Genomic DNA, 26,260 nt, shown 5'->3' with positions numbered 1-26,260 from the left:
CATCCATGATTATTCTTCTGTTGCTGCTGCTCCAGTAGAGGTTGCATTAAAGTTGTATGTCCTCGTTCCCCAGTTTGTACCTATTGTATCGACACAATTAACAGTACTTCCCCATGCAGCCGGCCAATTTACTACAGAAACTACCAGCGCATCTGGATTTCCAGCATAACTAACATTGAAATCACCTACACCAGTTGGCACATTAACACTATTTGCACTTACACTTGTATTTGTCCATGCATTAGATGAAAAGCCATTTGGCGTTATACTGTTAAGAATTAAAAATCTGGAATAAGCAAGCGCCAGGTTTGTTGCACCAGAGGAAATTGCCCCCTGACATGCCTTTGCCTTAGCATCCTGATCCAGATTTTGATACTTCGGCAGCGCTATAGCGGCAAGCACACCAAGCACAACCAACACTGCAATGATTTCAATAAGGGTAAAACCCTCTTGTCCTCGCAACAGCTTCAACTGCTTTCTCATATTAACCTCCAACATATTTGTTTATCTCAATAAGGGTAAAACCCTCTTATCCTCTCAACAGCTTCAACTGCTTTCTCATATTAATCCCCAACATATTTGTTTATTTAGGTTGCATTAAAGTTGTATGTCTTGTTTGTATAGTTTCCACCACCTGTGTCTTGACAATTAATAGAACCCCACGCCTGCGGCCAATTTACAACAGAAACCACAAGTGCATCCGTGCTACCACTATATGAAACATTGAAATCGCCTACCACAGTTGGTACGTTAACTGCCCTATTACTATCTGAAGAATGTTGCCAAGCATTAGCACTAAAACTACTTGGCGTTACACTGTTAAGAATTAAAAACTTTGAATAAGCAAGTGATAAGTTAGTCGCTCCAGCGGAAATTGCCCCCTGACATGCCCTTGCCTTAGCATCCTGATCCAAATTTTGATACTTCGGCAGCGCTATAGCGGCAAGTACACCAAGCACTACCAACACTGCGATGATTTCAATAAGGGTAAAACCCTCTTGTCCCCGCAACAGCTTCAATGACTTTCTCATATTACCCCCAATATTGTAGTTTATTAACTGCATTAAATGCAGCCCTCTGAGCCAATTGCAAAATGCTGTAGTGTGCTGCACCTATAACATCCTGGATTCCCGTTTTCACGGGAATGACAGACAGGGAAAAACGTCTTTCTGCTGTCATTACTGCCTTCCCATGTATTGCCCCATAACCTACGCGGCCTCTTTTGGAAAAAACGTCTTTCTGCTGTCATTACTGCCTTCCCTCTGCTGTCATTCCCGCGAAAGCGGGAATCCATATCTTTAAGGGTATGCAGAAACGGGTCACATTTATTCATTTTATAATTAGCTCCTCTGTTATATCTTAAACTAACTAACTGCGATTTGCAACCTTTGTTAAATCCCACATGGGTAAGAATATCGCAAGCGCAAAAAACAGTACTACCACAGCTAAACATACTATTAAAAACGGGCCAATCAGTTCAGTAAGCCTGCTGATAGTATAACGCACCTCATCGTCATAATGTATAGATATCTCATTGAGCATTTCATCAAGATTTCCAGTTTCTTCACCTATCGAGACCATTGTAACTACCATAGGGGTGAAGTATTTTGCATCTCCCAGAGGGCTTGATATACCCTTACCCTCTTCTATTTTCTCTCTCAAGGCCTTAAAAATTCTGCTTATGGCGGCATTGCCAAATGTTTCTGCCAGTATTGTAAGTGACTCCAGAAGCGGCACCCCGCTTGCGTGTAAAATAGAAAATATGCTCGCAAATCGAGACATAGACGCCTTGACAAACAGTGGGCCAAACACTGGGATGCTAAGCAAAAAGGAATCTCTGACAAATTTGCCATTGTCTGTTTTAAAATATGTATAAAGAAAAAACACCAGGCCAATTGCTGATAAAAGAAAAATCGCCCAATAGTGCGACAAGCCATCATGCATCACTATAGCAATGCGGGTTGGCAGAGGAAGCGTAATTTCATATTTTGCGAATATAGCAACAAACTTCGGAATAACAAAAGTAAGTAAAAATATAAACGCCCCTAATAGCGCTATAACTACAATGATTGGATATGTCATCGCAGATTTTATCTCTGATTTTACCTTAGTTTCGTGGCTGATTATATATATTAATCTATCCATAACCTCTGGCACATTGCCGCTTGCCTCACCTGCCTTAATCATAGAGCAGTACAGTGGGAGAAACACAGAAGGGTACTTACCCATCGCTTCTGACAGTGCCAGACCATCGCTTATATCAGCCATCATATTGCCTGAGATATCCTTAAGCGCCCTGTTTTCGGTCTGGGTCTTCATAATTTCCAGCAGCCGCATAAGAGGTATACCTGCCCTGTACATCGTCCTGAACTGTTTAAGAAACATGATAAGATCAGGAGGACTTACACGACCAACCTGCCGTGTAGAAGTCTTAAAAGAAAACGCCGAAAAACCCCTCACAGAAAATCCCTTGGGCTGATAAACTTTTAAGGGAATCAAACCACTGGAATAGAGCATGTCCTCAGCTATATCAAGTGCGGCAGCATCTATAGTGCCAGCAACTGTGGCGCCCAAACTGTCAACTGCCTTATAATTAAATATTGGCATAGTTTTATGTAAATATTGTGGTCTCTGCTTCTTCGAACGTTGTTAACCCCTGCACAATTTTTCGCGCAGCATCCATTTTTAGCGTCTTTAGTCTGCCAGCCTCAACCAGTGTATTCGTAATCTGCCTTGAGGTGTTTTTATAAAGTATCATATCCTGAACAATATCCTCATCGTTGAGTAATATCTCAAAGATACCTGTTCTGCCCTTATAGCCTGTGTTAAAGCACTGGTAACAGCCTTTTCTGCGGAAATATTTCCCGTCAGACACCCCCAAGCCCCATTCTTGTAACAGCTTCGGTGAAGGGCTATATTGTTCCTTGCAAAACGGACATAGTGTCCTTACCAAACGCTGTGCAAAGGATACAAGAAGCACAGAGGAAACCAGAAATGGCTCGATTTGCATATCCATAAGCCTGCTGATGCTTCCTGCCGCATCATTTGTGTGAATTGTACTGAGCAGCCTGTGACCGGTCTGCGCCGCACGTATGGCAACAGCCGCCGTTTCAGAGTCACGTACCTCACCAAGCATTATAACATCAGGGTCCTGACGAAGTATCGCGCGCAGCCCCGTAGCAAACGTCATACCGGCACGCGTGTTTAACTGCACCTGCCTGATGCCGTTCATGCGGTATTCCACTGGATCCTCAAGTGTGATAACGTGTATATCAGGTTTGCTTATCTCATTGAGGATTGCGTAGAGACTAGTGCTTTTCCCGCTTCCCGTTGGGCCTGTGCTGAGAATCATGCCATAGGGTTTATAAATTACAGAGCGCAGCTTTGCTATGTCATCATCAGACATCCCAAGGCGCTCAAGCGTGTATATCCCTGTGGATGTATCCAAAAGCCTCAAAACTATGTTTTCACCATGTAATGTAGGAATAGAGGATACCCTGACGTTGATTTCCTTATTTTCATGCCTTATCGTAAACCTGCCGTCCTGCGGCATTCGTGACACTGTAATATCCATACGGGAGATCAACTTTAACCTTGTTATAACAGGCAAAAACATCACCTTTGGCGGCGGCGGCATATCTACAAGTTTGCCGTCAACGCGAAATCTGATTTGTATATTGTTTTTCTGCGGGCTTATATGCACGTCACTAGCGCGTTCTTTAATTGCAGTAGACAGGATGGAATTTACGAGGCGTATCACAGGGAGGTCCTCTGTGCGCGTTTCTGTCTTCTGAATATTTAAGTCCATTGTATCAACTTCGCCGCCCATATCAAGCCCGTCGCTGTCTTCAAAGCTGTCCATTACCACTGCCAGCCCTGACTGCGCAGGATATAAGTTGCTGATGATATTATTGAACTCGTTCTCTGTACACACTACCGGCTCAATCTCATGATTCGTTATAGATTCAACGGCGTCCATCGCGTTGATGTCCAAAGGATCAAGCATAGCAACAGTTAAAAGACGCCCCTTCTTTGCCAATGGTACAACCTTATATCTATCGGCTATTTCATATGGCAGTACAGACTCTAAGACCAGGGAAATAGGATATTTCTCAGGATGGTATTTCTTTAATTTCAACTGATTGCAGACAACCTGTATTATCTGCTCCTCGGCGATGATTCCGCTTCTGACAAGGAACTGGCCTAGCCTCACCCCTGCCTTTTTGTGCTCTTTGAGAGCCGAATCCATTTGCTCTTTGGTCAGGAGCTTACTTTCTAAAAGCATTTCTCCTAATTTTTTCTTCATGCGCCTTCCCCAATCTTGCGAAAAAATACGGTATTTTTATCCCATTTATCTATCAGCTTCGTGTTTGCTGCCACAGAGGCAGGGATCGTTTTCAGGGATGTCTGCGCCGCATTCACATCCGCGAAACTGCTTTTTAGTAAAAGTGCGAAGACCAGGCCTTCCGTCTTGTTCCATGTGGGAACTATGCTGACTGGCGGCTGATCCTTAGGGTAACTACTGTACATCTTATATACCTGATCTATACTTTTCGTAGAGGCAATCTGCACAAATATCTTCCCATGATGTTCCGGCAGTTTATTCATCTGTTTAACGGCAGGGAACAAAACCCTCTGCCCCATAGCAATTACATTTGCATCTTTTACGCCAGGATTTATTTTCATAAAGGCATCTATCATGGCATTGTTATAGTACCCATAGACATTATACAGCAAATTAATAACCGTATCTCCCGCAGGTACTGTCAGGACACCCAGTACGTCAGGTATCTTATCTGTTGATACTGGTGCATCAGACACGGCTGATACATTAGTTTCTGGTGTTTTCGGTGATTCAGGCTTATCAGCTACAGATGGCACAGACGGCTCTGAACTTTGAATATCATTTGCAACCACTACAGTTTCAAGCCTTTCATTCGCTACCGCTGTGGACATCACATTAGCAGTATTTGGGACAGTACTTAGGGCAGTATTTTGTGGTTCCTTCTTACTGTTATCAATGACCGGAGCAGATACAGCAGCAACCTCACCTAAAAGTCCTGGATTACCTATATATTTTCTCAAATTAACAATATCATACGTAACAACAGATACCACAAGAATGATAAGTAAGCTGGTCAGCGCCAGCATCCTTCCTTTATGATTGCCTTTATGATTGACCGATGACTTGCCAGGCAAATTCATCTCTGCACAGAAACGCACCATGCCCCAGCCAGCCTTTTTCTTATTTTTCACAATAAGCCCTACCAATACGTGATGACAGAGCATGTTTATCGTGCGGGGATAGCCCTTTGTCTCCAGATATACTGCATACATGCCCGGAATGCTAAAGAGCGATTTTCTATTTCGGTCATTGCTTGCATTTTCAATGCGATATTTGATCAGTTGATATGTTTCAACAAAACTGAGCGGTCTTAACTGATAGCACAGATTGACACGGTTTTGCAAATTCTTCTGCCCTTGCAGCATTTCATTAAACTCATTCTGGGCAAAAATCACTATTTGCAGGAGCTTATGTTTGCCTGTTTCATAATTCAAAAACTCCCTCAAAATTTCAAGACAGAAGGCGGGGATTTTTTGCCCCTCATCAATAACAAGCACAACAATCTTACCCTCGTCTACACCCTTTGCATACAGATACCGCTTAACCTCTTCCTTATAATGCAACTCGCTCTTCGGCTCACCTGTATATATACCGAATATCCTTTCAATAGCAATCAAAAACTCCTCTGCATTCTTAAAGGATGGGTCCATAATGAGGTGAATCTCGGTTGTGCTTTTGTCTTGTTCACCGTCAAAACGCATTATTAACTGCCTGCAAAGCGTGGTCTTGCCTGTGCCTACATCGCCGAGGATGACATTTAAACCACGTTTAAATCTAAGCGCCATCTCTAACTTTTGCAGACACTCCACATGCATCTGGGTAGGATAGAAAAACTCCAGGTCTGGTGAGTTAGAAAACGGCTCCTTCTTAAGATTTAACAGCTTAAAGTAGTCCACATTTATTCCTTTGCACGTGCCGCATTAGAGTCATAATTCTGGCTGTTTGCCGCCATGTCCATTGGTCTGGCTGGAAGAATGTGCGGAGTAATAAAGATAAGCACCTCTTCATAGTTATTATCAAGATTATCGCTCTTAAATAGATAGCCCAACAGAGGTATATCTTTCAGTCCTGGAATCCCTGTATCTGACTTTTGACGTTTTTCTTTTGTCAACCCAGAGATAACTATTGTCTCGCCATCCTGAACAATCAGGGTTGTTGAGGTCTCCTTTTTTACAATGTATGGATTCCCCTGTACTGACCTTGTGCTGTCAACCTCGTCCTTCTTTACAAGAATGATCAACTTCATCGTATCGTTGTCTATCACATGCGGCGTAATCTCAAGACGCAGTACGGCGTCTATGAAGTTTACATTTGAGGTCATCGCCCCGCCTGATGTGGATGTAGACACGTAAGGGACCTTCTCACCGCTTTCTGTGTATGCCTTTAAATTATCCAGCGTTGTTATAGACGGGCTTGAGATTATGTTCAGCTTTGAGTCCTTCTGCAGCGCTTGCAACTGCATCTCGAGGAGGTCTCCACCCAATATGCCATAAGCAAACCCTAGTGACCCGATGCCGCCCGCCGCTGCCCTAACCGCTTCGGAAACAGGGAAATCGACGCCGTACCCATGCATACCTATCCCGGGATTAGAAAATGCAGGCTGGTACACACCAACATTTGTCGGATTCGTAGTGAATGCAGTAGCTGTTCCCGTTGTGCCGCCTGGTGTTATGTACATCGAGTTTCCCCTGGATACCTGCTTGCTGTACATGCCGCCCCACTGAATACCCAGATTCCTCGCAACCTCTTTTGAGGTCTCTACTATATTTGCCTTTATCCAGATTTGAGGGGTAGGCTTGTCTATGACCTCTATAGTTCTCATTATCTTTTCCATATCATCGTGTATGGCGTCAATGATTAGCGAATTGGTATGCTCATCGACTTTTACAGCACCGCGTGACTTGAGCGTTTTATCCTTTGTCAGCAGCTCAACCAGATTTTCTCTTACGTTCTTAGCCGATGTATAGTTTAGTTTCACCACATATGACTCCAGAGGGTCAACCAGCCTGACTTCCTGAGCAGCAGCTTTGTTTTTCTCTTCCTGTTCTATGTCCTCCTGCTTCATTACCCGTATGATATTATCTTCCCAAATATACGCCAGCCCATATGACCTGAGGATTGACTTAAATACCTTGTCCCACCTTGTATTTGAAAAATCGACTGTAATAGTACCAACAACATTGTCTTTAACAAGCAGGTTTATACCTTCTGAGGAGGCAATTGCCCTTAGTACAGCCCTGAGTTCGGCCTTTCTTACCTTCAGATTAATCGGGGTTGAAGGCAGCTCTCTCATGGGTTTAGATGGTTCGCCAATACCAGGGGCGTCTTTGTCCTTGACTATAGCCGTAGCTGTTGTCTCTTTAGTGTACGAGGGTTTCTTTGACGGCGTGTACCCTCTTGAGGAGTCTGCCAGCTTTGACCATTTCTCCATTTCAGCGTCTCTCTTTACTTCTGTTTGACATCCGAACACGGCAAACACAAGTAAAAGAATCATAACCTTTGATAGCTTAAATACATTTAATCCCTCTAATCCCTCTAATACTGGGCACAGCCTGAGTTTATCGTTATCCATTTTGATTCACTCCCCTTTATCGGTAAATAATATTTCTGTATCTGTCTTCGATGCCTTATGCGCTATGACAACACTGCCAGATGTAATCTTCCTCAATACATACCCAGGGGTCTCAAGCTGATCACCCACCTTGTACTCATTGTCATTAATAACGGCTACTTTACGCTTATTTGTCTCGATGTAGGCCGAGTAAACGAAATTTACCTTAGCTGCCGCCGGAGATTTCTTATCCACAGACTTTTGAGCCGGCTCCTTTTGCCTGGACATCTCCTTTTGTATTGCCGGGTCTACACCAAAGGGATTATAGTCCCATTTGGTCTCTATCTTCTGCACTATGTATTTATCATCCTGGTGTTTTGCGCCTATATTTGTGACCGCTTGCAGCCGTGTCTCGATGTCTTTCACTGTGTTTTTCACAGATTGCCTGAAATCACCTACACCGGCCACACTCATCCGTAAACGCGACGAAATCACTGTCACATACAGCCCGTAAATCAACGCTATTACTGCTAATGCCACTATAATAGTCTTTCGTTTTTCCATAACTTATTTCCCCGCCAGTACATCAACTCTCATATCAAACAACAGTTCCTTCGAGAAGTTTTCATTGTTTATGGTGATACCGCTGACACCGTCCACATACGGCAGTTTTGCAGTATTTAACAAGAACGTCCGCAGATTATCGTACTCGCCCGCTATTTTTACTATAAGCACAAATGTACGCGAATCCTTCTTTATGGAATTTATATCCGGTATGACCGACTTAACCTTTAAGCCCGAGGCGGTGGCAGTTTCTTTAAATATCTTAATAACCGATTCCATTTGATCCCTTGCTATAGGTTTCCTCTCAGGCATTGGGAGCGTCATCTGCTGCTTTTTCACAGCGCTTACTTGCTGGTAGGTCGGTAAGAGGGCATTTCTCTCCTCAATTTTTCCTTGTACAGTGTTCATTATGCTGTCCAACTGCAGCATCTTATTAGTATTAGGCAATATGCCTAACAACAAAACTATCATGATACCAATAACATACAGAAGTACGTGCATCGCTAACTGCCTGGTGAATATGTAGTCGTATTTTTTTATCATCTTATCTGTTTTGCCAACCCCACTTCTATTAGAAATTTCTGAATAGGCACCTGTTCTACTGAGTCAAGCGATGTCTTTTTAACACTTACGCCGGAAAACAACGGCGAATCAGACAATCTGGCTACAAAACTAGCCAGCGCTGAGTTATAGGATTCGCTGCTGCCTGTGATCATGCCGTCAAGCGTTAGACTGCTCTCACCAGGCTTACCTCCTGGCGCAGCGCTTGCCGCTGAAGGGGTAATACTTAAATTGCAGCTCGTTAGATATACGCTCTGAGGAATCAGAGCCGATATCTCGTTAATAACCGCAACCCCTAAATACCTCCTTATGTAATCCGAATAAAGCTGCTTATCTTTCTTGACATTGTCTATCATTCCTATTAATGACTGCTTATCAAAACTCTTATCTGTTTGCTGCAACTGCTGTGTCAACCCCTCTATAACGCCTTGCTTTTTCTTTATATCATACTGCTGCTTCCCGTAGTAGCCAAAAGAAAAGATTATAATGACCATGAAACAGGCAAATACTATTTTTTCTACTAACTGCCTCTTCACCTCTAATTCTTTATCTTTCCTGACTAGTAGAAGGTTTGGTGTGTATTCGTTGTTTGACAAGGCTACAGCTACGACAGGGAGTAAATCATCACGCTCTTTAAAACCCTTATCGCCCAGAATTTTAGCAAGTGGATCAAATATCTCACATTTTATGAAAAGATATCTCGACAGCTCCTCAGATAAATACTTTTCTATGTGCAGCACACTAGAAAAATATATCAACGATACCTTCTCATTTTCCATTAAAGCGCTAAAGTGTTCAAATGTCCTCTCTATCTGCATCGCCAGCCGTGATACCGCAGGCCCTGCGGCTTCCTTTAGTTCTTCCCTTTCTATCTGCACCCCTGCCCTGCTTTTCGAAAAGGCAGCGTTATCAGCATCTACATTGGATAAAATATCACGCACAAGCCTATTAGTAACAGTATGGTCATCTTCGGTCATACCGCTCTTAATATGGTCTACCAATATCTCTATTATGCTTGAAACACCGGTCTTTATATCTCTGGTCAATACCAGCCTTGAATCTTTAAATATGTCTATCCTTGAGTATTCGTTGCCGACAAATATGTTCGCAATGTTCTGCCCTTCGGTTGAATACCACCCTGTCTTAAAAAAGTTCTGAATCGCAAAAGGGGCTATCGTTATGCCATAAAGCGGATACCCGCACCTTCTGAATACAGAGCTTATGGATTCTACTTCTTTCCTTTTAGCGGTGTAGAACATCACAGACAATTTCTTCTTCCCTTGTTCTATTACCTCACCACTTACATCATAATCGAATATGTAGTCCTTCTCATCGAACGTAACTTCCCTTTTTGCCATAGCATAAACTACCTGCTCAATCTGGGCATCAGGGACTTTCGGTATCCTTATAAAATACACATCTACATTGGCCGCTGACATGAGAAACCATATCTTTTTATTCTTTATAGAGCCACAAAACGCATTAATCTCCGCCCTTAAGAAGTTAATAAACTCACTTGAATCGATATCAACGCCATTGCGAATAGGAACCACCTTAGAACTAAGCGCAGACGAGGAATCTGCAAGTTTTACTAAGCGCAGGGAACCATGACCAAAATCAACCCCTATAACTGTGGACTTAAACAACCCCCCTACTTTGAGAGATGATGCAATATCAGCAACTACCGGATTCCCGCCTTTATTAACGCCCTGATAACCCCCCTTACGCTTACCCCTCATCAGCTCAAGCAGCTTCTCTGTCGAATCAATATCGTTCTTCATCGTTCGCGCCCTCCCTCTAATACCCTGCCAACCTTTTGCCACCCCTATCATCAGCATTTAATGCCTAACTACCTTTATTACATAGCCTATTAGACTACTTAACCTACCACATTACTTTAACTATGTCGGTACTATACAACATAAACTTTAGTTTGTCAAGTAGTTTTTTACGTTTGTAACCTTTTTTGTTAGACAACAGTTGAAGTTGTTCTTTTATTCCAAACGCCTGTCCTTTTAAGATGGTCACGTTCGTCATTTTACAACAGCTTATATCTACAGCAGAATTCAACTTTCTTTCCTCCAGAGAGTTACCTGTATTGGGTCGGCAAATATCTCTGTCGATTTTTCTATTAATCTCTGTATATAGGGCATTGCCATGTGTTTGTCGAGGGCCTCATTATTTACCCATGTCTCGTAGAACATAAAATAGCTGGTGATTTCTGTTGATTGATGAAGGTCATAGGAGAGACAGCCGCTTTCCTTGCGCGTGTGTTCAACCAGGGAGAGAAGTTCCTGCTTTACGATATCCTCCATCCCCTCTTTCGCTTTTATCAGCGCCATAACTGTTATAGTACCGCTTTCCATATTCAGTGTTCCCGTTATGTTTATAGCATTCTATTAGAATAATTGTCAAGAGTTTTTTTATTGTTATAATATTTTCTTGCATTATTATTTCTTATTTTGGCGTCAGCCCTTTATGTGTTTAAAGTAACGAGTGTCACAGCCTCGCCGCCCGTGTCTTTGTCCCCCTTTTTATATGCCTTTACGAGCGGGTGGGCATCTAAATGTTCCCTTACGGCCTTTGCCAGTGTGCCAGTGCCAATACCGTGAATTATCCTTATGTCTTTGTGCTGCGCTATTGCTGCATCGTTGAGGTATCGCTCAAGACCTGATATAGCAGGGTCAACGCGCTGCCCGACAAGGTTTATTTCATATGGAATCTCTGAGGACAGACCCTTCAGGTCAACGTCGGAGACCTGCCTGCCAAGTGTCTGACCCTGAAGAGGGTTTTTTAGGGGCTGCCCGCCTGAATACTGAAGCTCACAGACAGGGACTTCAACTTCACGACCTCTTACAAGCACAACGGCACGTCTCTTTTTAATGTTTACTGAGACGACCGTGCCGCTGGTGTCAAGTCCTTTTATGTTTACAGTGACTCCGGGCGCAAGGTTTTCTATCTCCGGTGCATCAGCATTTTGAAGCGCTTGTTTTTCCCGTCTAAGCCTGGCAAGTTTTTTGTCAATATTAATGACCAGTTCTTTTGCCCTCAGGGTGTCGGCCTGTGTAAGGTCATTGAGGATTCCTACGGCCTCTGCCCTGAGGCCGGAGACTATCTTATCAGCCTCGTCATTAGCCTTAAGAAGCATTGTCGTTTTTTGCCTTTGTATTGAGCCAAGCTCATATTTTAAGGCATCTTTGGCAGCGGCAGCCTCATCATGGAGTGCTTGCAGTCTCAGTGAATCCAGCTCGTATTGTTGTATTTTTTCCCTTAACCCGGACATCAGGGTCTCCATTTGTATCTCAGCACCGGACATAAAACCCCTTGCATCGCTGATAATATCATCGTGAAGGCCGAAGTGTGCCGCTATCTCAAAGGCATATGAAGTGCCCAATTCACCGGGGGAGAGTTTATATGTCGGCTTAAATACCCTTACATTCTTAGTGCCGCCATTATTCATGTCAAATGTCTCCGGGGTTATTTCCATAATCATTGCCCCGGCGGTGATGCGCTTCGCAGTTGCTGCAAACACCTTGAGCAGTCTCAAGTGGGTGGTGACCACAGTGAGCGCTCCAAGCCCTGTGAGCCGCTTCAACACCGCGCACCCCAGCGCCCCACCCTCCTCCGGGTCAGTGCCTGAGCCAAGCTCATCAAGCAGCACAAGGGTGTCGCTGCCGCTTTGCTCAAGTATTTGGGCGATGCGGCTTACGCGGGCAGAAAATGTTGACAGATTGTCCTCAATTGACTGCTCATCCCCGATGTCTGCAAATATATGCCTCACAAATGCAACGCTTGAGCCGGAGAGCGCCGGTATGTGCATACCTGACAGCGCCATCAGATGAAGCACTCCAATGGTCTTAAGAACCACGGTCTTTCCACCGGCATTGGAGCCGGTGATGACGATTGAATTATGAAGCTCGCCCAATGTGAAATCAAGCGGGACCAGCTCATCTGCCTTATTGTGCCTTGCAAGTGTCTTTAACAGCAGGGGATGGCGGCCTTTGATAATATTTATGCGCCTGTGGTCGTCTATCAGCGGGGCAGACATTTTAAGGGCATCGGCGAATTTCGCCTTAGCCATTACACTATCAAGTTTTACTACCAGATGGTAGTCCTTTTCTATGTTGTTCAGGTTGTCATGTATCATGCCGGAGAGTCTTTTCAGAACCTTGAATTCCTCGATTTTCTCTTCTGATCTCAGAGAGTCTATCTCATTCCCTGCGTGCTGGGTTTCATAAGGCTCGGTGAAGAGTGTCTCGCCGGTTTTTGAAATATCGTGGACTACGCCGGGGATTTGTCCGCGCGAGTCCCTTCGCACGGGGATGACCCAGCGTCCGTTCCTTATGGTTATAAAATTATCCTGTATATGGGGGTCGAGGTCGTGTCTTCTGAGGAGTTTCTCAAGGATATGCCTCACCCTTTGTTCGTGCGAGGCAAGTTTTTTTCGGACAGATGATAACTCCGGCGACGCCTCATCGGTAATTCTGCCGTCAGCGTCAATGGATTTCACGAGTGCCCGTTTTATCGAGGCGTGACCAGTGATTTCAGAGACGGCTCTAACGATATTAGGGCAGTTTTTTTCAACGCTCAGGCGTTTAAGGCTCAAAGCCGATTCAAAAAGCCAAATGAATTCCCGCAACTCAAGCGGCTCAAGGATTGAACCCTCCGGGCGGAGTTCGGCAAACAACGGCATCATATCGTTAAACGACTCGATGACGAGGTGTTTATTCTCAGAAAAGAGCGCACGCCACTCAGAGACATGGCTTACTTCGCGCCTGATTTCACCTATGTCTCCGTAGGGCGCAGCACTGGCAATAAGCGACTTGGCGCCGCCGGTTACGGCATATGACATGACCATATCCAATATCTTATGAAATTCGAGACTTCTTAATGTATTACCGGCTGTCACCTGAGTGTCAACGCTTGAGGGTTGAACTAAACTCACACACAATTTGTAATTCCGGCAGTATCAATGCACGACATTGCATCATTCTTCCACTTACCAATGTACTTCCTTCCATCGGGGAATATTAAAGTCCCTTGCCCGTTCTTTTTATCGTCAATCCACTGACCAATGTATGTTGTCCCATCCGGGTATGTAAAAGTCCCATCCCCGTGCTGCATATCATCTTTCCACTGTCCAACATACTTCGTTCCATCGGGATATATCAATGTTCCCTGACCATTTTTTGCATCATACTCCCATTGCCCGGCATATGCCGCTGCATTAGGATAAGTTAAGGCGCCTTGTCCATGTTTTGTATTATCCTGCCACTGGCCGGTGTATGTTGTTCCATTTGGGTGAGTCAGTGTTCCATAGCCGTCCTTTTTCCCATCCTTCCACTGGCCCTGATATGTTGTTCCATTAGGGTAATGTAAGGTTCCATCTCCGTGTGGCATACCACTGCGAAACTCCCCCGCGTATTTCCACCCGCTGTAGTAACTTAAAACACCCTGACCGTCTGGCACACCGTCCTTAACCTCTCCAACATATGTCGTTCCATCCGTGTAATTTAAAATCCCTTGACCGTTTGGTCTATCAGCTTTAAACTCACCTGAGTATGTTGTACCATCAGCCCAGGTGAAGGTGCGCAGTGTAAATTCATTATTTTTCTGAGTATCCTGTTGTTCGCTGTCCTGAGTGTCATAGGGATTGGGCTGGATTTTCAGGGATTCAAGGATTTTACTATATGCAAGGTTGATTTCTGTTGTCTTACCTTCAGCCTTCTTTCTAAAGCGTTCATCCTCGTGGGAGAACCTGTCAGGATGCCATACTTTAATTGCATCCCGATATGCCTGTTTGATTTCCTCTAAGGGTGCTCCTGGCTCTACGCCAATTATATCATAAGATTTCTCTATGCCAACCATGTCTTGTTATACCATTTTCACGAGAGTTATCACCAGTATTGAACTACTGCCTGCCCTTCCTTTCGATTATGTTTCAGCTTCAGTCTTCCTCCTCAGGCAGGAGATAATGCTTTCAACCAATTCATCATTGTCAATGGGCTTTATGATGTTCCTGCAAACCTTACCGCTTGTATGATGTTCATCGTTATAGCCGGTAGTTATTATAATTGGCTGGTTTCCATCTATTTTATGTATCTCCTCTATCATTTTCATCCCACTCATAACAGGCATTTGGATATCTGTTATCACTATATCTGCTTTGTTGGAGATATAAATATCTAAGCCTTCCCTGCCATTAACAGCTTCATAGACTTTAGCTACCCTCCTTTTCAAAAAACGGGCAACCATTGTCCTAATATAATCATCATCTTCGACATAAAGCACAGTTAATGTTTTTAATACAGATACATCCATCATATTTCTATCCTCAGTTCACACCATCCGTCAATGTTTCTAATAGATATGCTGCCATGCATATTCTTCTCAATAATCACTTTCGCCATATACAACCCCATTCCGGTTCCTCTTGATTTGTCCTTAGTGGTAAAATATGGATCGAACACTTTATTTATAATATCATCAGGGACCCCGCCGCCGCTATCCGCAATAGTTATAACCTTCCTGTCTGTTGCCGTGTCCCTGTATAGTCTTATTTTTATTGTACCACATGTAAGGTTACTTTTCTCAAATTTGTCCTTGGCGTTGGTTAGAATATTTAAAACAACCTGGGCAAACTCATTTTGATATCCCTGGGTTGTCAAGCTCTTATCTAAATCTTTTTCAACAATAATGTCTTTCTCTTTAACATACCCTGAGATAAGTCTTTCGGCTTTGTTTATCTCACCTGCTATATTGAATTCCATTTGTTCTTTTGTCTGGATATAGAAATTCCTAAAGTTATCTATTGTATCAGACAATGACTTTAACTCTGACATGGCAAGTCCTACAGTTTTCTTAATATATGCCCCATCCAGCTCATCATGCATATATGCGTCTTTTATATCCTGAATAGTAAGCCCTATTGAACATAACGGCTGTCTCCAGTGGTGAGATATATTTATCAGCAGCTCACCCAATGAAATATGCCTTGAGTGTTCGTACATAAGCTGGTCCTTGTTGCGGTTATTTTCAACCTCTGAATCTACCCTTTTTTGTAAGTTAAGATTGATTATCCTGATTTCTTCTTCCAGTCGTTTACGTTCTGTTATATCATGAACCATTGCACAGATAATCACCTTCTCATTTATCCTGATAGGACTTGCATAGATTTCTACATCTCTGATTTCACCTGATGACAGGCGGTGGCGTGTTACTACGTTTTCATGTTTATTATTTTTTACATCTACAATTATTGCTCTTAGTTGTTCATCTGAAAGGGTGTGTATGTCTGGTATCTTCTTTTTTGTAAACTCTCCCTTTTTGTATCCATAAAAAGAACATGCCCTGTCATTTGCCTCCAGTATTTCTTGTGTATCAGGGTTGAATATCAAAATTGGCGTTTGCGTATCGTTAAAAATCCCCCTATACTTCTCTTCGCTTTCCTGCATTGCTATAACTGCCTTTGAAAGCTCATTTGTACGTATCTGGACCAGAAGTTCCAGATTATCTTTTGCCCTGCGTATCTGCTCTTGCGAGTTTTTACGTTCAGTTATATCTCTTATAATCCCTGTGTAGTAAGTATCTTCTTTCACCTTCCACATAGCAAGAGATATTTCTACAGGGAATTCCTCACCGTTTTTCCTTAGTCCTGATATCTCAAACGTTTTACCAAACAATTTTGACTGCCCAGTTTGGGATACTCTTTTTGCCCCTTCTTTGTGCCTCTGTTTATATCTCTCCGGGATAATTATTGATATGTCCTTGTTCAATGCCTCAGACACAGCATAGTTGAAGAGCTTCTCTGATGCTTTATTCCAATAGATTACCTTTTGATTGCTGTCTATCGTTATAATGGCGTCACCGGCAGTATCCACTACTGAGCGTAGTTTTTTCTCATTGATTTCAAGTAACTCCTTGGACCTGCTATTAAGTAATGATATTGCAGCATATTCACCAAAGGCTGAAGCCAGTTTTGCATCCCTATCGGTAAACCCTCCGGGCTTATTTGCCAGTCCTATTAAGCCAACCCCCTTACCATCCAGTTTCAGTGGAGAAAACATAACATTATCAAGCTGCACATGGCCTTCAGGCATATAATCCATCCATGTACTTGTATGAAAATTATTATCATACACCACCTCACCAGTTCTATAAGCTACCTCACGCAATCCCCTTATTGGCATTGGCAAAGATGGGTCAACAGTACAGGGCAGTCCACCTGCTTCTAAAAAAAGCACTTCATTTTCACTGCCGTCAGAGGTTAAGAGTGCAACGTACCCGGCAGCAGCCCCTATTATATCTTTACAGGTATCGAATATTGTTCTTGCTGATATCTTAAAGTCCTGATACTCAAGAACTGCACGGGTACCCTTTAGCAGCGCCTCTGTCTCAGATTCTGATTGCTGCCTCTCTGATTTCTCTCTTATTAACTCTTCGTTTACTTTGCTTAATTGCTCTAAGAGTTCGTCTATTTTCTTATCACATGGTTCCATTGCTGCCTCTCATATCTAATAGTATCACAAAGTCAGCCCAAGCATCAACTTTTTTTGACACATATCATGCGCCAAACGCTTCCTTGACAGCGGCGCTTCGATAATGTTATTTTTTTGTGCGCGGGCGGGTTATTAAATCGCAGCGCCTAATTCAATGGATATGGAAGATAAAATAAGACCCAGACACTCATCATCTTTGATTTACTATGTGCTGCTTGTTCTTACTGCCGCCGCTGTCGGCATATATGTGTTTGTCAAAAAGCCGCCTATTGATATTCAGGTAGTGAATGCCGTAGTTTATGCTTTTATTTTTTACGGTCTTTTTAAAATAGCAGATTATTTTTTCAACACGCTGTATATCGAAAAGGCGAAGATCGCGGTTCCTAAGCTCATCCATGACATAGTCACGGCAATAATTTACTCAGTAGCCCTGTTTGCAATATTAAAAATACAGTTTGGCATTGATTTGACCCCTATAATAACGACTTCTGCGGTATTTTCTATGGTCATAGGTCTCGCGCTGCAAGATACACTGACTAATCTTATCGCCGGCGTTGTGCTGCATATAGAAAATCCCTTTAGAATCAACGACTGGGTACGCATAAAGGACACGGACGGCAAGGTCGTAGAAATAAACTGGCGTACAACCAAGCTCCTCACACGCGAGAACGATTATCTGGTCATCCCCAATGGCAATATCATAAAAGATACGATTCTAAGCGTAAATTATCCCTCAACAGAACAGATCATGAGCCTCTTCGTAGGCGTTGATTATGATACCCCTCCTAATAAGGTAAAACAGGTAATCGAATCAGTCTGCCTGAAGACTTATACAGAGAAAATGCCCCCTCCAGAGGTACGGCTGGTTAAGTATAACGACTCATCCATCGAATACGAGATCAGGGTATGGATTAACGACTATGGTCTCAAACACCATATTGCCAACATTATTATGACAAAACTCTGGTACGCATTCAAAAGAGAAAACATAAGGATTCCATTCCCCATCAGAGACGTTTACTGCCATCCCGTTAACACCGTTGACTCTAATGGTGAGTTTGAACAGAAATATTCAGCCATAAAGCGAATCGAGTTTTTCTCCGTCTTCACCGAAGATGTACAAAGAGAAATCGCCTCGCTGCTAGCTCAAAAACACTATGGAAGAGGTGAAAGCATCTTTGAAGAAGGCGACGAGGGCGACTCATTCTATGTCATCAGAAGAGGCCGCGTTTCGGTAACGGTAGCTGGCAACGAAGTAGCTGTCCTGAAAAGGGGGGATTTTTTCGGTGAGATTTCTCTTTTTACCGGCGGTATCAGAACTGCCAGCGTGACGGCAAAAGAAGACGCGTTAATCCTGGTACTCAACAAGGAGGGATTTTCCAAGGTAATAATGGACAATCCAAGTGCCGTTGAATCAATCAGCTCTATTATCACACGCAGGGAAATCGAAAACGAACAACTAGCACAGAAAATAAGCGCACAGGCACTCTCAGAAGAACAGCTCAACGCTCAGTTTGCAAGTAAAAAATCCAAGATGTTTAATAAAATCAAGGCATTCTTTAACCTATCATAATTCCGGTGCAGGCTCTGGTACATTAAGACGAATATACAGCTCCCTAAGCTGCTTCTTATCAACATGAGACGGCGCTCCGCTCAGAGGACAAGACGCCTTCTGGGTCTTTGGAAATGCAATCACATCGCGTATCGACTGCGCCCCGGTCATAAGCATTACAAGGCGGTCAAGCCCGATGGCAAGCCCCCCGTGTGGCGGCGCACCGTACTTTAGCGCATCAAGCAGAAAACCAAACCGTTCTTCGGCCTCCGCCTCTGCCATGCCTATCAGCTTAAATATCTCCTTTTGCAGCTCCGGGCGATGGATACGAATACTTCCGCCGCCTATCTCACTGCCGTTTAACACGAGGTCATAGGCCTTTGATTTCAGCTTCGAAAGATCAACATCACCGCCTCCCATGATAAGTCTTATGTCCTCATCTGTTGGGGATGTAAAGGGATGGTGAATTGCCTGAAATCTGCCGTCCTCCTCATTCCACTCAAACAGGGGAAACTCTGTTATCCAGACGAACTTATCCCCGGAGGGAATCAGATTCTGTTTTTTTGCAATATCGAGGCGCATACGGCTTAAGACATCATTAACCACAGGTTCTTTGTCTGCCACAAAGAGCATCATATCGCCGGGGGCAGCTTGCAGTCTGTCGGCCATTTGACGCACTACATCCTCAGGGAAGAATTTTAATATTGGTGAGTCAAACCCGTCTTTTACCTTAATCCATGCAAGACCTTTTGCACCAAGTGACTGTGCCTCGGCTGTCAGCAGATCAGTTTCACGTCGTGAATAGCCTGCCATACCCTTGCCAAGCAGACCCTTAACACGTCCACCAGACGAAAGCGCATCGAGAAATACCTTAAACGAACTATTAGATGCCAAATCTGCCATATCCTTAAGCTCAAGCTCAAACCTCATATCGGGCTTATCGTTGCCAAAGCGCTCCATCGCCTCTGAGTATGCAAGTCTTTCTATTGGAGTAACCAGCTCTTCGTTTCTTATCTCTTTAAATATCTTCTTTACGAGGCCCTCGACCATATTTATTATGTCATTGACGCCGACAAAGGACATCTCCATATCGATTTGCGTAAACTCCGGCTGCCTGTCTGCCCGCAAGTCCTCGTCACGAAAACACCGCACTATCTGATAATACCTCTCCATGCCGGCTACCATCAGCAGCTGCTTAAATATCTGAGGTGACTGCGGCAGGGCATAAAAACACCCGGGCGCCATACGGCTTGGCACAAGATAGTCGCGCGCCCCCTCCGGCGTTGATTTTGTCAGCACGGGGGTTTCTATATCTAAAAACCCGAGGCCGTCCAGATAGTCCCTGACGGTCTTGCATATCTTATGGCGCGTGATAATGTTTTTGAGCATCTCAGGTCTGCGAAGGTCAAGGTAACGGTATCTCAGACGGTTGCCCTCGGCTATCTCAATGTCCTGGTCAAGCTGAAAAGGCAGGGGTTCCGCCCTGTTTAATATCTCAAGGGCCTTTACATAGACCTCGACGCTGCCGGTTAGAATGTCCGGGTTTTCAGTGCCTTCCGGCCTTAGACATACATCACCGGTAATCTTGATTACGTACTCCGCCCTCAGTTGATGTGCGGTCTTATGAATCGCCTCGCCGTAATCGGGGCTGAAGACAATCTGAGACACACCTGTTCTATCTCTCAAATCGCAAAAAATCAGTCCGCCGTGGTCGCGGCTCCTAAATACCCACCCGCTCATCGTTACTTCTTTCCCTGCGTATGTTGAATCTATCTGCCCACAGCCCGTGCTGCGGTACTCACTATTATTGTGCATATGGTCTTTCATTGGGTTTTACGCCAACCTCCTTGAATATTGTATGCAGTTCTTCCTGCGTCAGATAAACCCACTGGCCCGGCTTGAGGTTTCCTAAGGTGATACCATTTATTGCTACACGCTTTAGTTTTGCAACAGGGTGTTTTACATAAGTAAACATTCGGCGAATCTGGCGTTTTCTCCCTTCATATATGGTGGTCTCAAGCCATGTGTTGGACACAGTGTCTTTACTTTTCAATCTTTTAATTTCGGCAGGCAAGGTTACGCCGTCCTCAAGCCTGACGCCGCGGCGCAGCTTATCCAAGTCTGCCTCAGTGATGTCTCCTTTGACCTTTACCTGATACGTCTTCGGGATTTTTTTCGCTGGATGGAGGATATGATAGGCGAGGTCGCCGTCGTTTGTCAGCAGCAGCAGCCCCTCTGTATGATAGTCAAGCCTGCCCACAGGATATACACGCTGCCCTACGCCGGTGATATAATCGGCCACAGTTGCCCTGCCCTCCGGGTCTGTCAGTGTGGTTACGACATCGTCGGGTTTGTTGAACTTGATATAGACGCGCCGCTGACCAATTTTTGGATTCAGGAGTTTGCCGTCTAATTTTATGTGGTCTCTTTCAACATCGGCCTTCATCCCGATAACGGCTGTCTTGCCGTTTACAGTAACACGCCCCTCCATAATTATCTCCTCGGCCTTCCGCCTTGAGGTAATCCCTGATGAGGCAATTATCTTTTGAAGTCTCTCTTCCATGAACTTGAGATTGTAACATAATTTGGATTTTTTTATTCATTATATTTATCACTCACTGCCTGAAAGGAGATAACGGGCGGCGATAACCCTAAATTTGACAGACTAAAGGGCAATAATGTAACCTACTCCCATGTCAGGCCATGTGCAAAACGGGAAGCTCAAGTGTTTGCTTGTCGGCATAGGAGGGGGATATCATTATAATATCCGACTGCTGCACAGTATTGTAAAACAAAAAAGTGACTGCGATATACTATTTTTGCAGTTTTCAAGTAACAAGCAGCTCATTGGGAGTGATTTAAGGGTACACTTCAATAAGGATATAAACGATTTTAATAAGACATTTGCATTTTTAACGCAATGGCTGCAAGGAAGGCAATATGATTTAATAGGCGTAAGTCTAATGTCCCACAACTGGAGTTTATTTGTAAGCCTAACTCGTTCAATCAGGGAATCTCTACCGGAGTGTAAAATTATAGCAGGGGGTGTTCACCCCTGGCACGTGGCTACTTTAGAAACCCTGAAACACTGTGATTATGTATGCGCCTCAGAAGGAGAGGAGTTACTTGCTTCATTAATAGGCAGATTATCAGCCGGAATTATTGACGCCCCGCTGAGGATTCCCGGACTTGTAGAGAAATTCAACAATGAAGTAATAACTACGTCTGCCGGGGCATCTGTAGAAATTGAAGATATGCCTGTGCCTACTTATGGTGGAGATAATATTTACTATTTGCATTCAGTAGAGGACAACCCTGTACTTACAAACTACGACTACATGCTTGACAGCGGGAATATATTTGTTCATATTGGCAGAGGATGCCCCTATAAATGTTCCTACTGTATAAATAGTGTCTTTACAGAAAAGAAAATGAGGATGCGCACAGTTGACAAGCTGATAAGTGAGATTAAAGCAATTTTAAGTGTATGCCGCAAGGTTGAAAATATCTTTTTTATGGATGAGATATTCCCTATGCGGAATAATTACCTGCAAGAGTTTGTTGAGAAATATAGGGACAATATAGGCTTGCCTTTTCAGGTCACTCTTTATCCAGGAATGTTGACTGAGGAGAAACTTGTTTTACTAAAACATGCTGGCCTTAAAGAGATTACTATGGGTGTCCAAAGTGGTTCAGAATCTACGATTAAAAACATCTTCACCAGAACTTACACCAAAGAATTGATAATTAAAGAAAATGAAATAGTCGCAAAACACAAAATTATGATTTATTACGACTTTATTATACGAAACCCATTTGAAACTGTGAAAGACTATAAAGAAACATTAGAGCTGATTACAAGATTGAAAAGACAGTACTACCTTAAGTTCTACACGTTAGCATTCTTCCCTGAACATCCAATTACAAAGAAAGCCTTAGAAGCAGGATATATCAGGGAGGCTGACATTGACCCATCAATCAGCTATCTTGATGTTACAACACCACACAAAAAGGCCATAGCAGAGCATTACTATGTGGAAGAAGGGCTTGTACAGTGGAACCGTGTAATCTTAAATAACGTTAAAGCAAACTCTACCGAAGATGCCTACTACCTTATAATGTCATACTACGGCTATTGGTTTATACCAAAGAGGATTGTAGATTATTTCCAGAAGCAGCTAATAAAAGGGGATTTATCTAAGATAGTCCATTTTGGGGCTGTAATAAATACAATATTATCGATTAGAAATAGTATTGTTATCAAAAGATTGAGGTATCTTGTTAATGTTATGAAAAAAGAAGGTATTATTAATGTATTTAAAGTAGTTTATAGAAAGATAACCACTGGCGTATAGAAATACTTCTGACAATATGGTGGAAGTCCCGCGTATGGGAAACAACAGGGATGTCAAAAAGTAATGTTTATTTTATACTGGTTGAGCCAAAAGAAGGCGGCAATGTTGGAGCCTCAGCAAGGGCAATAAAAAACATGGGCTTTGGGAATCTCGTCCTCGTAAGGCCGTGCGGCTATATGACAGAGGAGAGTTGCCGCTTTGCACACGGCGCCCTGGATGTGCTGGAGGGGTGTGCCGTATATGATGACTTTAATGATGCCATAAGAGATAAATCCATCGTAATAGGCATATCGAGGCGCTTTGGCAGCAAAAGGGGGGTGCGGCAGCCTGTAGCTGAGGGCGCTAAATATGCCTTCGGGATGGCTGAGTTAAACAAAGTTGCCGTTGTCTTCGGACGTGAAGACAACGGTCTCACAAACGAGGAGATAAAGTCGTGCGGCTTGTTGTTGTACATACCGTCGTCCGAGGCCCAGCCATCTCTTAATCTCGCACAGGCAGTCATGGTTACGGCATACGAAATTGCCCGCCAATATAATGACAGCAGCGCCAGCCCAGCATCGCACAAGCTCATAACCGGCGAGGGATTAGAGTACCTGTATAAGCGAATCTCTAAGCTGCTGCCGCTCTTAGGATATGGCAGCAGAGGCTCTGAGAACCTCGCCGGGGGGATTATGCGAAACATCAGGCGGCTGGTTGGGCGTGCTGGGCTGACGCAGTGGGAACTAAACATGCTCTACGGCATTTGTACTCAAATCGAGGGGAAAATAAAAGGAGAACTGTGAAAGACATATCAATAGTATTATACGCCTTATTTGTCTGCCTGTGTGTGTCTACTGCCGAGGGTGCCAGTACATATTCTGTAAATGACCCGTCAAGGACCATGATAGGAGTGCCGCAGACTTATAAGATAACCGGTGAAGACACCCTGCTGGACGTAGCCCGGGTCTTCGGCATAGGATATAATGCCATAACAGAGGCTAATCCGAAGGTTGACCCGTGGGTACCTGCCGAGGGGATTACAATAAACATTCCAACTCAGTGGATAATCCCTGAAATTCTCGAAAACGCAATACTGATAAACCTTGCTGAGATGAGGTTATATAGTTTCTTCACATTTAACGGTCACAGATTCGTAAAGTCATACCCCATAGGCATAGGAAGAGAAGGGTTTAATACGCCGGAGGGACTATTTCGTATAACACACAAAGTTGAAAACCCTGTGTGGCGGCCAACCAAACGAATGCTGGATGAGACCCCTGACCTGGACCCAATAGTCCCACCCGGGCCGGACAATCCGCTTGGGGATTACTGGCTTCAGCTTTCCATTCCGACATATGGGATTCACGGCACAAATAAACCGTACAGTGTTGGCAGGAGGATAAGTTCTGGCTGCATCAGGCTCTACCCTGAAGACATTGATGACCTATACCATTACGTTAAAATCAAAACCCCAGTAAAGATAATAAACGAACCCGTTAAGGCAGCAGTACATGAAAACGCGGTTTACATTGAGGTACATGCTAACGGACTGAACGCGGATGAACTGATGGGAAAGGCACTCGATCTGTTGAGAGGGAAAGACCTGTACAGGTATGTCGATCCAAAACTGCTTAAGTCCGCAATCGACGGAGCAACAGGCCTTCCCACTATAATTTCAAGAGCGAGATAAAAAAAGCCTTTACTCGGCCTTTTACACTCTTACTCCTGGGCTTTAGCTTTTTTGGCCTTTTTAGCCTTTTTGTGAGTCATGTGCTTGTGGCTGCTGCTGGTCTTCTCTAAAGATTTTTCGAATGCCTTCGCACATACCGATGCGGCCTTTTCTGCTTTTTTAGCTGCGTCTTCTGCTCTGTCAGCGGCTGAACTTGCCTTAGCTGCTGCGTCTGCTGCCTTCATGGCTGAGTCCTTAGCGCTTGATGCGGCCTTCTCACATGACGCCTTTGCGTCTTCTGCTGCCTTTAAAGCGTTTTGTAAGAGTGCCTTATCCTCCTGCTTAAGCTCGGCAGTACACCCAAACGCAATCAGCGATAGGGCCAAAAACAATACGGCAAATACCCTCATGTCTAAACCTCCTTAGTGTTTATTAAATTCCGTTTTGATAAAACGGTTTCCACGCCTCATTTCACGCCTTTACACTCATTCAGGTCTCTAAATATACCCTCATAGCCTTCATACTATATTACAAAAGCCGCCTGCAAATCAAGTTATTTATTTTTGTTTAAGGGCAGCCTGAATTGTCATTTGATTAACTTAGAATATTTCTCGTGAGAGCCTATCCAAAACCAATACATATCATCTCCATGTTTTACCCCCAACGCACGCCAGTAAAGACCTATTCTTATCGAATATACCTCTTTGTTTTCATACAGCTTTTTAAATCTCAATTTTTCATCGAAAGGATTATTTAGCCATGATTTATATGTCTCTTTCGCATTCTGCTTAACTTTACCCGGGAGAGCATCGTAATATTTCCAAAAACTTTTTAACACATAGGATTTCACATCTTATCCAAATCCATCGGTTCCGCACTGCCTGCCTCAACCTCTGCTAATGCCTCCTCAGCCAACATGGAAAGGGCATCCTGAGAGTTGCTAAAGGCCATGTCCCACTTGATTTCGTCAATAAGCTCGTCAATAATTTTCAGAGCACCGCCTTTATCGTTCTTTAGTATATCGGCTAACTGCCTTATCCTATCTATTACTTCTATTGGCAAGCCTTCTAATTCAATAACTTTCATAAGCCCCCAGCCTGATTCCTTATCCATAGATTATACTCCATTACCAGCTTTTATTTACAGCAATATTTTACAATTTTTACAACAAACCAGCGCGTTTCAATATATCTTTTATTTCCAGGTATTTAACATTTAATTCTTTCAACGTCCGTTCTATGTTATCTCCCCTTTCTTCGAGTTCCTTGTTTTTTCTGATAGCCGGGGCAAGGGCAGTACGTCTGTCCCATATGACAGTTGTCATCAAAATGCCTATTCCACCAAAAAGTATACCAAAGCCCCACAGCATGAATGTCATCATCTGTTCAAATTTCTTGTCCATGTCA

The 26,260-nt window shown here is 43.6% G+C and carries 26 protein-coding genes; 4 read left to right on the top strand and 22 right to left on the bottom strand.

Annotated elements, in window-relative coordinates:
* Positions 1-9: 9 nt before the first annotated feature.
* The 16 genes from ASN18_RS16180 to ASN18_RS16105 form a co-directional block, all read right to left on the bottom strand.
* Positions 10-483: a type II secretion system protein gene (locus ASN18_RS16180; RefSeq protein WP_085053825.1), complete on the bottom strand. Its 474-nt coding sequence runs from the start codon at positions 481-483 to the stop codon at positions 10-12.
* Positions 484-587: 104 nt separating this feature from the next.
* Positions 588-1,031: a type II secretion system protein gene (locus ASN18_RS16175; RefSeq protein ID WP_157073058.1), complete on the bottom strand. Its 444-nt coding sequence runs from the start codon at positions 1,029-1,031 to the stop codon at positions 588-590.
* A gap of 32 nt (positions 1,032-1,063) precedes the next feature.
* A complete protein-coding gene (locus ASN18_RS16170; protein WP_085053823.1) occupies positions 1,064-1,333 on the bottom strand; it encodes a hypothetical protein in 270 nt (89 codons plus the stop codon).
* 35 nt (positions 1,334-1,368) lie between these two features.
* Entirely contained in the window at positions 1,369-2,607 is a 1,239-nt protein-coding gene (locus ASN18_RS16165) for a type II secretion system F family protein (protein ID WP_085053822.1), read from the bottom strand.
* A gap of 4 nt (positions 2,608-2,611) precedes the next feature.
* Positions 2,612-4,306, bottom strand: a complete 1,695-nt coding sequence (locus tag ASN18_RS16160) for a GspE/PulE family protein (protein ID WP_085053821.1) — start codon at positions 4,304-4,306, stop codon at positions 2,612-2,614.
* Entirely contained in the window at positions 4,303-6,021 is a 1,719-nt protein-coding gene (locus ASN18_RS16155; RefSeq protein WP_085053820.1) for an ExeA family protein, read from the bottom strand. Before ASN18_RS16155 ends, ASN18_RS16160 begins: the two co-directional genes overlap by 4 nt.
* 2 nt (positions 6,022-6,023) lie before the next feature.
* On the bottom strand, positions 6,024-7,697 hold the full coding sequence (pilQ, locus tag ASN18_RS16150) for a type IV pilus secretin PilQ (protein WP_085053819.1): 1,674 nt from the start codon (positions 7,695-7,697) through the stop codon (positions 6,024-6,026).
* 6 nt (positions 7,698-7,703) lie between these two features.
* Positions 7,704-8,240 (bottom strand): hypothetical protein, encoded by a 537-nt coding sequence (locus ASN18_RS16145; protein WP_085053818.1) that lies wholly within the window; start codon positions 8,238-8,240, stop codon positions 7,704-7,706.
* Between the two features lie 3 nt (positions 8,241-8,243).
* Positions 8,244-8,783 carry a type 4a pilus biogenesis protein PilO gene (locus tag ASN18_RS16140; protein WP_085053817.1) on the bottom strand — a complete coding sequence of 180 codons (540 nt, stop codon included), beginning with the start codon at positions 8,781-8,783 and terminating at the stop codon, positions 8,244-8,246.
* On the bottom strand, positions 8,780-10,582 hold the full coding sequence (locus ASN18_RS16135; RefSeq protein WP_085053816.1) for a PilN domain-containing protein: 1,803 nt from the start codon (positions 10,580-10,582) through the stop codon (positions 8,780-8,782). Before ASN18_RS16135 ends, ASN18_RS16140 begins: the two co-directional genes overlap by 4 nt.
* A gap of 103 nt (positions 10,583-10,685) precedes the next feature.
* Positions 10,686-10,871 carry a hypothetical protein gene (locus ASN18_RS16130; RefSeq protein ID WP_085053815.1) on the bottom strand — a complete coding sequence of 62 codons (186 nt, stop codon included), beginning with the start codon at positions 10,869-10,871 and terminating at the stop codon, positions 10,686-10,688.
* Positions 10,868-11,167, bottom strand: coding sequence for a putative quinol monooxygenase (locus ASN18_RS16125; RefSeq protein ID WP_085053814.1), 300 nt, complete (start codon positions 11,165-11,167; stop codon positions 10,868-10,870). The genes ASN18_RS16130 and ASN18_RS16125 overlap by 4 nt, the downstream gene beginning before the upstream one ends.
* Before the next feature lie 110 nt (positions 11,168-11,277).
* Positions 11,278-13,746, bottom strand: a complete 2,469-nt coding sequence (locus tag ASN18_RS16120) for an endonuclease MutS2 (RefSeq protein ID WP_085053813.1) — start codon at positions 13,744-13,746, stop codon at positions 11,278-11,280.
* Positions 13,743-14,669, bottom strand: coding sequence for a J domain-containing protein (locus ASN18_RS16115; RefSeq protein WP_085053812.1), 927 nt, complete (start codon positions 14,667-14,669; stop codon positions 13,743-13,745). The genes ASN18_RS16120 and ASN18_RS16115 overlap by 4 nt, the downstream gene beginning before the upstream one ends.
* A 66-nt stretch (positions 14,670-14,735) precedes the next feature.
* Positions 14,736-15,125, bottom strand: coding sequence for a response regulator (locus ASN18_RS16110; protein WP_085053811.1), 390 nt, complete (start codon positions 15,123-15,125; stop codon positions 14,736-14,738).
* A complete protein-coding gene (locus ASN18_RS16105) occupies positions 15,122-17,299 on the bottom strand; it encodes a PAS domain S-box protein (RefSeq protein ID WP_085053810.1) in 2,178 nt (725 codons plus the stop codon). The genes ASN18_RS16110 and ASN18_RS16105 overlap by 4 nt, the downstream gene beginning before the upstream one ends.
* 160 nt (positions 17,300-17,459) lie before the next feature.
* On the opposite strand from ASN18_RS16105, the gene ASN18_RS16100 reads away from it, so the two are divergent.
* On the top strand, positions 17,460-18,872 hold the full coding sequence (locus tag ASN18_RS16100) for a mechanosensitive ion channel family protein (protein ID WP_236861836.1): 1,413 nt from the start codon (positions 17,460-17,462) through the stop codon (positions 18,870-18,872).
* Here ASN18_RS16100 and aspS read toward each other — a convergent pair.
* Positions 18,867-20,678 (bottom strand): aspartate--tRNA ligase, encoded by a 1,812-nt coding sequence (gene aspS / locus ASN18_RS16095; RefSeq protein WP_085053808.1) that lies wholly within the window; start codon positions 20,676-20,678, stop codon positions 18,867-18,869. The genes ASN18_RS16100 and aspS overlap by 6 nt on opposite strands.
* Positions 20,656-21,414, bottom strand: a complete 759-nt coding sequence (locus ASN18_RS16090; protein ID WP_085053807.1) for a pseudouridine synthase — start codon at positions 21,412-21,414, stop codon at positions 20,656-20,658. The genes aspS and ASN18_RS16090 overlap by 23 nt, the downstream gene beginning before the upstream one ends.
* 142 nt (positions 21,415-21,556) lie before the next feature.
* Here ASN18_RS16090 and ASN18_RS16085 point away from each other — a divergent pair, with 142 nt between their 5' ends.
* From ASN18_RS16085 to ASN18_RS16075, 3 genes are read left to right on the top strand one after another with little or no spacing between them, the layout of a single operon-like run.
* Positions 21,557-23,206, top strand: a complete 1,650-nt coding sequence (locus ASN18_RS16085) for a B12-binding domain-containing radical SAM protein (RefSeq protein ID WP_236861835.1) — start codon at positions 21,557-21,559, stop codon at positions 23,204-23,206.
* Positions 23,207-23,256: 50 nt separating this feature from the next.
* Positions 23,257-23,988: an RNA methyltransferase gene (locus ASN18_RS16080; RefSeq protein ID WP_085053805.1), complete on the top strand. Its 732-nt coding sequence runs from the start codon at positions 23,257-23,259 to the stop codon at positions 23,986-23,988.
* On the top strand, positions 23,985-24,875 hold the full coding sequence (locus ASN18_RS16075) for a L,D-transpeptidase family protein (protein WP_085053804.1): 891 nt from the start codon (positions 23,985-23,987) through the stop codon (positions 24,873-24,875). Before ASN18_RS16080 ends, ASN18_RS16075 begins: the two co-directional genes overlap by 4 nt.
* Before the next feature lie 29 nt (positions 24,876-24,904).
* Here ASN18_RS16075 and ASN18_RS16070 read toward each other — a convergent pair whose 3' ends face one another.
* The 4 genes from ASN18_RS16070 to ASN18_RS17660 all read right to left on the bottom strand — a co-directional run.
* Positions 24,905-25,264 (bottom strand): hypothetical protein, encoded by a 360-nt coding sequence (locus tag ASN18_RS16070; protein ID WP_085053803.1) that lies wholly within the window; start codon positions 25,262-25,264, stop codon positions 24,905-24,907.
* 176 nt (positions 25,265-25,440) lie between these two features.
* Positions 25,441-25,704, bottom strand: coding sequence for a ParE family toxin-like protein (locus ASN18_RS16065; RefSeq protein ID WP_085053802.1), 264 nt, complete (start codon positions 25,702-25,704; stop codon positions 25,441-25,443).
* Positions 25,701-25,967 carry a hypothetical protein gene (locus ASN18_RS16060; protein WP_085053801.1) on the bottom strand — a complete coding sequence of 89 codons (267 nt, stop codon included), beginning with the start codon at positions 25,965-25,967 and terminating at the stop codon, positions 25,701-25,703. Before ASN18_RS16060 ends, ASN18_RS16065 begins: the two co-directional genes overlap by 4 nt.
* Positions 25,968-26,016: 49 nt before the next feature.
* The coding region (locus ASN18_RS17660; protein WP_236861834.1) for a hypothetical protein at positions 26,017-26,260 on the bottom strand (244 nt) is incomplete at its 5' end.

The sequence above is a fragment of the Candidatus Magnetominusculus xianensis genome (assembly GCA_001541255.1).
GTDB classification, from domain to species: Bacteria; Nitrospirota; Thermodesulfovibrionia; order Thermodesulfovibrionales; family Magnetobacteriaceae; genus Magnetominusculus; species Magnetominusculus xianensis.
The sequence above is the reverse complement of the archived record's forward strand: the minus strand, read 5'-3'. Positions and strand labels throughout refer to the sequence as shown.